Annotated in this window: 7 protein-coding genes and 2 pseudogenes; 4 read left to right on the plus strand and 5 right to left on the minus strand. The window is 33.3% G+C overall.

From position 1 onward, the window contains the following. The first annotated feature begins 315 nt into the window (after nt 1–315). A complete protein-coding gene (locus tag AC3DU7_RS18885) occupies nt 316–939 on the plus strand; it encodes an esterase/lipase family protein (RefSeq protein ID WP_488040858.1) in 624 nt (207 codons plus the stop codon). 312 nt (nt 940–1,251) lie between these two features. Here the strand turns inward: AC3DU7_RS18885 and AC3DU7_RS18890 are convergent. From AC3DU7_RS18890 to AC3DU7_RS18900, 3 genes and pseudogenes are all read right to left on the minus strand, one after another. After that, nucleotides 1,252–2,005 (minus strand): annotated as a pseudogene (locus tag AC3DU7_RS18890) (Uma2 family endonuclease). Between the two features lie 215 nt (nt 2,006–2,220). Continuing rightward, entirely contained in the window at nt 2,221–2,598 is a 378-nt protein-coding gene (locus tag AC3DU7_RS18895; RefSeq protein WP_488040859.1) for a glyoxalase superfamily protein, read from the minus strand. Nucleotides 2,599–2,727: 129 nt separating this feature from the next. Then, nucleotides 2,728–3,165: a VOC family protein gene (locus tag AC3DU7_RS18900; protein ID WP_488040860.1), complete on the minus strand. Its 438-nt coding sequence runs from the start codon at nt 3,163–3,165 to the stop codon at nt 2,728–2,730. Nucleotides 3,166–3,501: 336 nt separating this feature from the next. Here AC3DU7_RS18900 and AC3DU7_RS18905 point away from each other — a divergent pair, with 336 nt between their 5' ends. The 3 genes from AC3DU7_RS18905 to AC3DU7_RS18915 all read left to right on the plus strand — a co-directional run bounded on the left by AC3DU7_RS18905 (nt 3,502) and on the right by AC3DU7_RS18915 (nt 6,659). After that, the gene (locus AC3DU7_RS18905; protein WP_488040861.1) at nt 3,502–4,299 is read left to right on the plus strand and encodes a TIGR00297 family protein; all 798 of its coding nucleotides are present in this window, start codon (nt 3,502–3,504) and stop codon (nt 4,297–4,299) included. A gap of 456 nt (nt 4,300–4,755) precedes the next feature. Next, a complete protein-coding gene (locus tag AC3DU7_RS18910) occupies nt 4,756–5,520 on the plus strand; it encodes a peptidylprolyl isomerase (protein WP_488040862.1) in 765 nt (254 codons plus the stop codon). Between the two features lie 365 nt (nt 5,521–5,885). Next, nucleotides 5,886–6,659 carry a class I SAM-dependent methyltransferase gene (locus tag AC3DU7_RS18915; RefSeq protein ID WP_488040863.1) on the plus strand — a complete coding sequence of 258 codons (774 nt, stop codon included), beginning with the start codon at nt 5,886–5,888 and terminating at the stop codon, nt 6,657–6,659. 206 nt (nt 6,660–6,865) lie between these two features. Here the strand turns inward: AC3DU7_RS18915 and AC3DU7_RS18920 are convergent. Together AC3DU7_RS18920 and AC3DU7_RS18925 are read right to left on the minus strand one after the other, a co-directional pair. Beyond that, nucleotides 6,866–7,174: pseudogene (locus AC3DU7_RS18920) on the minus strand (XisI protein). 200 nt (nt 7,175–7,374) lie between these two features. Beyond that, nucleotides 7,375–7,974: a nitroreductase family protein gene (locus AC3DU7_RS18925; RefSeq protein WP_488040864.1), complete on the minus strand. Its 600-nt coding sequence runs from the start codon at nt 7,972–7,974 to the stop codon at nt 7,375–7,377. Nucleotides 7,975–8,079: the final 105 nt, after the last annotated feature.

Genomic DNA, 8,079 nt, shown 5'->3' on the forward strand with positions numbered 1-8,079 from the left:
TTTGTAGCATTCTTTTTTAAAATTGGTATTATGCAAACAGCTATTAATTTTAGTTTTAGATAAAAACTTTACTAATTGAGGCAGAAATTATACTTACTACCAAAGTCGGCTTTAAAATCTATATTCATTTGAACCCCCTCATGAAAACTGAGAGCTGACAGCTATAGTTTGCGCAGCATTCCGCAGGAAATGCTTACCTTCTTTTTTACTTCTTCCTTCTGCTATACCAGTAAAAAGATTGTCCTACTAAATAAAAGAATAGCGATCGCTACACTCTAAAATTTAGAATGAAGATAAGCATAATAAATCAGGAGTATGAGCACTTTAAATAAACCTAATCCGGTACTACTAATCCACGGAATTTTTGACACTATTAGAATATTTGATCGAATGTCTCTATATCTAAAAAACTTAGGTTGGGATGTTTATTCTCTGAACTTAGTTCCTAATTACGGTATTTTAGGGTTAGATAAACTAGCTAAACAAGTTGATGATTATATAAGCAAAACATTTCCACCTAATCAACCCTTAGATTTAATAGGTTTTAGTATGGGAGGAGTAATCAGTCGTTACTATGTTCAAAGATTAGGTGGTATAGAAAGAGTAGAACGTTTTATTACCATTTCTTCTCCTCACAACGGCACATTAACAGCTTACGCTTTAAATTTAGCAGCACCCATTCAGATGCGCCCTCAAAGTGTTTTTCTGGAAGATTTAAATCAGGATATTGCTTTATTAGAGCAGATAAATTTTACCTCTATTTGGACTCCTTATGATGCGATGATTTTGCCTGCTAGAAGTTCTCAAATGCCAGTAGGTAGAGACATCAAAATAGATGTTTTACTTCATGCTTGGATGGTGTCAGATGAAAAAGTTTTAACAGTAATTGTTGAAGAATTAAAAGCAGCTTCTAAGTCAAAACGAATTATACCAATTTGATAAATGTTTGCTAAATTTTATTGAGTAGGGGATTAGGGGAGTGGAGGATAAGTAAACATAAAAATAATTAATACACTACTGGCATGCTAATTATCAAATAGGTATGAATTTATCTTTTTAGTCCAAGAGATATCTTCTATAAAGTATTTTAATTGCCCTTATTATTCGTCACATTATTTTTTCAAATTGGTATTACTAATTTGAACTGTTAATTTTAGCACAGGCAAATGCTGAAAAGATGTATTTACCTATTCAGTATTTTATAGATAAAAAATAAGCGATTGCTCTAAATAATTTATATATTTCTTACCTTTATTCTTGGTCTGGATTTATTCCCATTTGACGTAATTTTTCTGCTAATCTTTCAACACGTTGATATTCTTGTTGAGCACGTTCTTCACCAGTCAATAATAAATTACCTTGATTATCCCACAAACGCAACCAAGGTAATTCCACATTATTATACCTGTCATGCCAAATTCCTAACTCAATACCTAACTGTGGAATAGGAAAATGACCCCGTTCATTAGCCTCTACAAGTTCATAATCACTAGAAGTTAAACTATATAACTCTACAGCAGCTTTTTTAACTTCATAAATGCCGTAAAATGGAATTCTAATTCCTCATTCATAAATCCAAAACTTACCTGGTTTTTTATGTTCTTGAAAAATCGATATTACTGGTGGAGTTGTCTCTTTCCTCAGTACCATCTCCAGAAACAAATTCTAATATAATGAGAGGGCAAATATATTCTTGCCAAAGCACATAAGACCGTCGTACTTCTCCATTGAGCAGGGGAGAAACATGAGGAATATAAAACCAATCTGGTGCTTCTGTTCCTCTAACAGGAGGGTCAGTTAATCGCCAATAAATTCCATAGTCTTGACCAATAGCATAATTGTCTGTCAGGATGAATTTTATCTAGGATTGGTTTAATAGAGTCAGTTGATAAAATGCTTTGGTGATGTTCCTGAAAATTTTCACAAATTTACCGTCAGATTCTGGTAATTGAGTATGGTTTGGAACGGAACTAATATTTAGTTCTTTTGCTTCTGTAATTACTATTTTTGTATTCATCAGAATATTCGTTACAATAACTAGAGTTCTTAATTATTTCAACTGACGGTTGAAAATTTAAAATTTTGAGTAGCTACCAAAACAATTTTGAGTTTATTTCAGTTGATTAGTGATATTTTTGATCTATTTGTATAATATGATTGTTTTTTCATTTTTTTATAACTATAAACAATTTACAGTAATTGCCTAAATTCACAAAAATATTATTGATCACTTGATTCATTAAACATTATTTTATTTCCAAATGGATCGATGACAATCATTAATCTAGCACCCCAGGAAGCATCTTCTATTTGAGGGTTCATAAAGGGATAATCACAACAAGAAATTTCTTGATAATAATTGTCTATTCCATTCATCCAAATAAAGACTGATGATCCTGGACAGCAATCACCATGATTCTCTGTAAGATGTATAGAAAAATCTGCTTTTGAGACCTCCATGTAAACTGGACCTGCTTCATCGGAGCGATATTCCCACTTGAGTTCAAAGCCTAGAAATTTGAGATAAAATTCTTTAGCTTTATCAACATCAAAAATTCTAAACTGAGGGATAACATGATTGAAAGTTATTTTTGTCATATAGGATTTCCAGACAATTAACTATAGTAGGGAACATGCAACAACAAGCAACAGAGGGAAAAATATTTTCCTCTCTAAACATCAAAAATCATATTTGAAAGCTTTCCTATCTCTAACAACCAGACTAATTTAAACTGCTACAACATCTCCAACTTTTTGATGTTCATTGCAGCCAAAAATTGCTTCTGAATGACAATAATATTTGAATTCTAGCAAATTATGAAATGGGTCTTCTAAGAAAAAAGTACGATGTTCTAAAGGAGAATTTGTAAACCTCCGCTTGGGTTGTTGATAAAATTTCAGATTATTTTTTTCGGCACGTTCCAACAAAGCTTCCCAGTCGCTTTCTAGAGTAAAAACTAAACCAAAATGTCTCGGATAAATTCCTTTTTGTGGTTCTAAATTTTCTTTAGCAACATGAGCAACTATTTGATTACCGTAAAGATTTAAAATGACAGAATTTGAAGATTCTCGACCAATTTCACAACCCAAACCATTAGCATAAAAATCTTTTGTTTGAGCAATATCATTAACGGGAAAAGCTAAATGAAAAATAACTTGATTCATGTTTAATTCCTAGTAGTGGACAAATATATTTATGACTAATTTTTTCAAGTTATAGCGCTGCGCGCAGGCAACAGGCAACAGGCAACAGGCAACAGGCAACAGGGGGAATAAAAATCTGACAACGCCAAACTTTTAGCTATTGGACAATTCCTGCAATTTGTAAATATGCCACGCACATTGCTATAACTAGCTATCAGCTAGCCTTCTAGGTCTGAACTGCGTTAATCGCTTTTATAGCTCTGGGTAAAAATTCCCGGCCCATTAGGCTGATTGCTCATTGCTGAACCCTAACTGCTTTTTTAAAATTAGAATAGATGTTTTCAATAAGTAGATATTATGTTTTCTGCAATTAATACTATAAATCCCTGGCTAATAGCTATCAGCTTAAATACTATCTTACTCAGTCTTGTTTATTTTGCCCCTAAAAAATTGTTAACCCCAGCAGGAATACTTCATGCTTGGCTATTAGGAGTAATAATTTGGGGGAGTTTGGGTTGGCCTGGATATATAGTAGTGGCCTTTTATTTTTTAGTAGGGTCTGGTGTTACTCGCATTGGAATGGCCCAAAAACAGGCAGCCGGAATTGCAGAAAAGCGAGAAGGGGCTAGAGGGCCAGAAAATGTTTGGGGTTCGGCTCTGACTGCTGCTATCTGTGCTGTAGGAGTTTGGGTAATTAATGTGCTATATCCAAATTATCCCCCAATAGAAAATTTACCATTTTTACTAATGTTGGGTTATGTGGCTAGTTTTAGTACCAAGCTTTCTGATACTTGTGCTAGTGAAGTAGGGAAGGCTTATGGTAAACGGACTTTTTTAATTACAACTTTACAACCAGTGCCACGAGGTACTGAGGGTGCTGTGAGTTTAGAGGGGACTTTGGCTGGTATTGTAGCTTCCGTGGCGATCGCTCTGGTTGGCTGGTTTGTAGGTTTAATTAACTTGACAGGAATAGCTTTTTGTGTAATGGCAGCTTTTATTGCTACTAATTTAGAAAGTGTAATTGGGGCAACTATACAGTCTCAGTTTGAATGGTTAACCAATGAAATAGTGAATATTATCAATACTTTAATTGGGGCGATCGCTGCAATTTTATTAGCTATAGTTTGGTACTATGCTCTAATTTTGGTAATTTAACTAAAACGTATTATCTTTTGATTTTGGGTTTAATACCCCTATCTACAGCATGGCTAATTCATTGTCACGAGAGAAAAAAGAAGTAGGGGAGTGGGGGAGTGGGGAGTAGGGGAGTGGGGAGTAAAGTCAATTCATTGTCAAGAGAGAAAAATTGTATCCTTTGAAATTTTGAAATTTCGTACATCTTAACTAGAATTAGTTAAACAAAAATATAGGGTTGTAAATATTCTCGCTACGACAATGAATTAGCCCTGCCATCTACAGGGTGTTGAAAATTGCTTGGGGTTTGTAGACATGAAGTGGTCAGCCCTTGACTATCCCCATCCGCTTTTTCAGTCCTTCGCTCCTTCCTTCTTCCTTCTTCAAGAAGATTTAGTAAAGGCAGATTCAAAAAAATGATCGGTTGAGATAGACTAAAATCTGGAGCAAGATTAGTTAAATAAAGGAATATTAAAAATGGAATCTAAACCACTATTAACTATAGGTGAAGAACAATTATCTTGGGGACAAGGTTTAAGATATTTACAAGCATCTGGGAAATTACAGTCTTTTGTTACAGAAATTGTCCGTCAATATGTGATAGAAAAAGAAATGCAATCTAGAGAAGATATTAATGTAAGTCCAGCAGTTATTCAACAGGCTATGATTGATTTTAGATTGCAAAGAAAGCTGGAAGACCAAGAAAAGTTTCAAGAATGGTTACAACAAAATCGAATTAACTATAATGCTTTAGAGTCACAGATAGAAAATTCTTTTAAACTAAAGCGATTAAAAGACTCAGTTACTACAGAAAAAATAGAAGCATATTTTAATGAACGGAAAGCAGGTCTAGATTATGTAATTTTATCTAGAATTGTGGTGGAAGATAAAGAATTAGCAGATGCTTTGCGTCGAAAAATTTTGGAAGAAGGGGGTAGGTTTGAAGATTTAGCTAAGGAATATTCAGTGACAAATGATAAAAATTTTAATGGCATTATGGGTGCGGTTAGTTTAAGTAGTTTGCCAGAAGATTTGAGAAATAGTATTAATTCAGCTAATCCTGGCGATCTTTTAGGACCATTTCAGACTAATAAGTTTTGGAGTTTATTTAGGTTAGAGCAGTTACAAGGTGCTTCTTTAGATAATCCTGAAATTAGGAAAAAATTAGATGGTGAATTATTTGAACGTTGGGTAGCAGAGAAACTTCAAGATAACAAAATTACTCTTCATGTTAATGATTAAATTAACGTAAGTAAGAGTTCGCCAAGGATTGAAATCCTTGGCTAATAATAGTTTAAGTCATATTAAGATGACTCTTGAGAAGTATGCCATCTTTTTATATTGTGTTTAATAGTGCAACTTGATATAACTTCCTAATAACTGTTATTTTTGGGTATTTAATCTCAGTTTGATGTGAGGTTGCATAGAATTATAAAATTCATTAAATATATCTATCTTTATCTATGCTTACCTGCGGTCAGTTATGCTTATAATAAATATTATTCTATGGAGCTTCATTTCAATTTGGTATAAAGAGACATGATATTAGATGAATTTTTCTGATACCTGAAAAAGACAAAACTTTATAGATAAAATAAGGAAAAAACATGAGTGATGAAAATAAATCCATTCATGAGTTTGATTTGAGATTAATCTGCGAATATTATTCGACTATAGAACGACAAGGACCAGGAAGTCCGGAAGTAACTATTAAAGCTTTAAACTTTATTGATAATCTGACAAATGAATCAAAAATTGCTGATATAGGTTGTGGCACCGGTGGTCAGACAATGATAATAGCTAATCATACGTCAGGACATATTACAGCTATTGACCTGTTTCCTATCTTTATAGATTTATTCAATATTAATAGTCAGAAACTGAATCTTCAGAATAGAGTAAATGGCATTGTCGGTTCCATGGATAACCTTCCTTTTCAGAATGAAGAATTAGACTTAATCTGGTCAGAAGGAGCAATCTACAATATTGGATTTGAACGAGGAATAAACGAATGGTATAAGTTTTTGAAGAAAGGAGCTTTCCTTGCTGTTTCAGAAGTATCGTGGTTCACTGAAGAGCGACCTGTGGAAATTGATGAGTTTTGGAATAATGAATATCCCGAAATAAATACTATTTCAAATAAAGTGGCACAAATGCAAAAAGCTGGATATATTCCAATTGCTACTTTTGTTCTGCCTGAAAATTGTTGGACTGAACATTTTTATGCTCCACAAGTTTCTGCACAGGAAAAATTTTTGCAAAAATATGTAGGTAATAAAACTGCCGAAGAACTTGTAGAAAATCAACAGCATGAAGCTGAATTGTATGATAAATATAAAGAGTTTTATGGCTATGTTTTCTATATAGGAAAAAAGACTTAAATAATATTAACCACCTCACTACGTTTTCTTTGAATCACCTCTAGTGACAAATCTAAAATGGTGCGTTACGACGGATTGCTAAATACCTTTCTCAATCTAAATTTTAGCCGTCTAACATACCCTACTGGAATCCTTAATTTAACAAACAAACCCGCTCCTAACTATTGCAAAATTTAAACAACAGCAAACTCAGTTAACTTACGAGTTTAAGGATCGTGGAAAGCTAAAACAATATCTTCTTTTGGTACATTTTCCCTTAATAATTCATTAGCAATTCCTTCCTCTGTCCAATCTTCCTCAATATAAATCTTCTCATTTTTAATCCGAATATAAACAGAAATTGCTTTAATTCGTCTATCATTTTTTCACCCAATATTAAACCAAAGATATTGACTTCTTTGGTCATCAAATATTAATACCTCATCTATATCAGGGTCGGGAACTTGTGCTGATATGTTTTGATAATTAGTTAGAATTTGTTTGATGATATTTTGATAATGAATTAGCTTATCCATTCAATAATTTCCTCTTTTTTAATGTCAATATTTCTAGAAGAGGGAGTAGGGAGTAGGGAGTAGGGAGTAGGGGAAAATAATTGATTGATTTTAGTAACTCATCTTGTAGTGAACTGACACAACTTATTCGTCCACTACAAGTTTTGCTATTGAATACTATTGCCAGGTGCCGATCGCTTCTTTAAAAACTACTTTAAAAACTAAATAAATGAAGCAGTGTTGCCAAATTCTCCAGTAAACACAAAAGAACTCATGGGTTTACGACTGCGTGGAGAAAGCTCCCTCTCTCGTAAAGACTCAGGTAAAATATCGGGTTCTGCTGGATAACCAATAGCTATAGCTGCTACTGGTTCATATTCTGCTGAAATTTTATATAATTCCCGTGCTTTATCAACATGAAAACCTGCCATTTGACGAACTCTCAAACCCATTTCTGTTGCTTGAAAAGTTAAGCTAGCAACTGCTAAACCTACATCGTGAAAAGCGTGTCTATTAAATTTATTATTTCTGTCAAAAGAAAGTTTAGCAACAGATAACATTAATACAGGAGCAAGACTTGCCCAAGGTTGATTTCCTTCTACTAAACAACTGAAAAGACGCTCATATTCAGCAGAGTTTTCCTTAGTAGCAATTATAAAACTCCAAGGTTGTTCATTGAAAGAAGAAGGAGACCATCTTGCTGCTTCTAGAAGTGAAAGTAATACTTCTGAGTCAACCATTTTGTCAGTAAAAGCTAAAGAACTCCAACGTTGTTTTAATAACTCATTAATTGGATATTGATTTTTTGCAGGTTTTTCCATTTCTTGAATTTTTGAGTAATTATTTGAGGCATCTAAATAATATCAAAATTTGTTACTGCTTATATCATCTTTAGTTGAATATTACATTAGTAGGGGCGAGTTCCA

This window comes from Okeania sp., from assembly GCF_983059655.1.

What these genes read in the sequence shown, in the direction of transcription:
- AC3DU7_RS18925 (WP_488040864.1), bottom strand. Translation starts at nt 7,974, where the DNA reads ATGGAAAAACCTGCAAAAAATCAATATCCAATTAATGAGTTATTAAAA.
- AC3DU7_RS18900 (WP_488040860.1), bottom strand. Translation starts at nt 3,165, where the DNA reads ATGAATCAAGTTATTTTTCATTTAGCTTTTCCCGTTAATGATATTGCT.
- AC3DU7_RS18915 (WP_488040863.1), top strand. Translation starts at nt 5,886, where the DNA reads ATGAGTGATGAAAATAAATCCATTCATGAGTTTGATTTGAGATTAATC.
- AC3DU7_RS18905 (WP_488040861.1), top strand. Translation starts at nt 3,502, where the DNA reads ATGTTTTCTGCAATTAATACTATAAATCCCTGGCTAATAGCTATCAGC.
- AC3DU7_RS18910 (WP_488040862.1), top strand. Translation starts at nt 4,756, where the DNA reads ATGGAATCTAAACCACTATTAACTATAGGTGAAGAACAATTATCTTGG.
- AC3DU7_RS18885 (WP_488040858.1), top strand. Translation starts at nt 316, where the DNA reads ATGAGCACTTTAAATAAACCTAATCCGGTACTACTAATCCACGGAATT.
- AC3DU7_RS18895 (WP_488040859.1), bottom strand. Translation starts at nt 2,598, where the DNA reads ATGACAAAAATAACTTTCAATCATGTTATCCCTCAGTTTAGAATTTTT.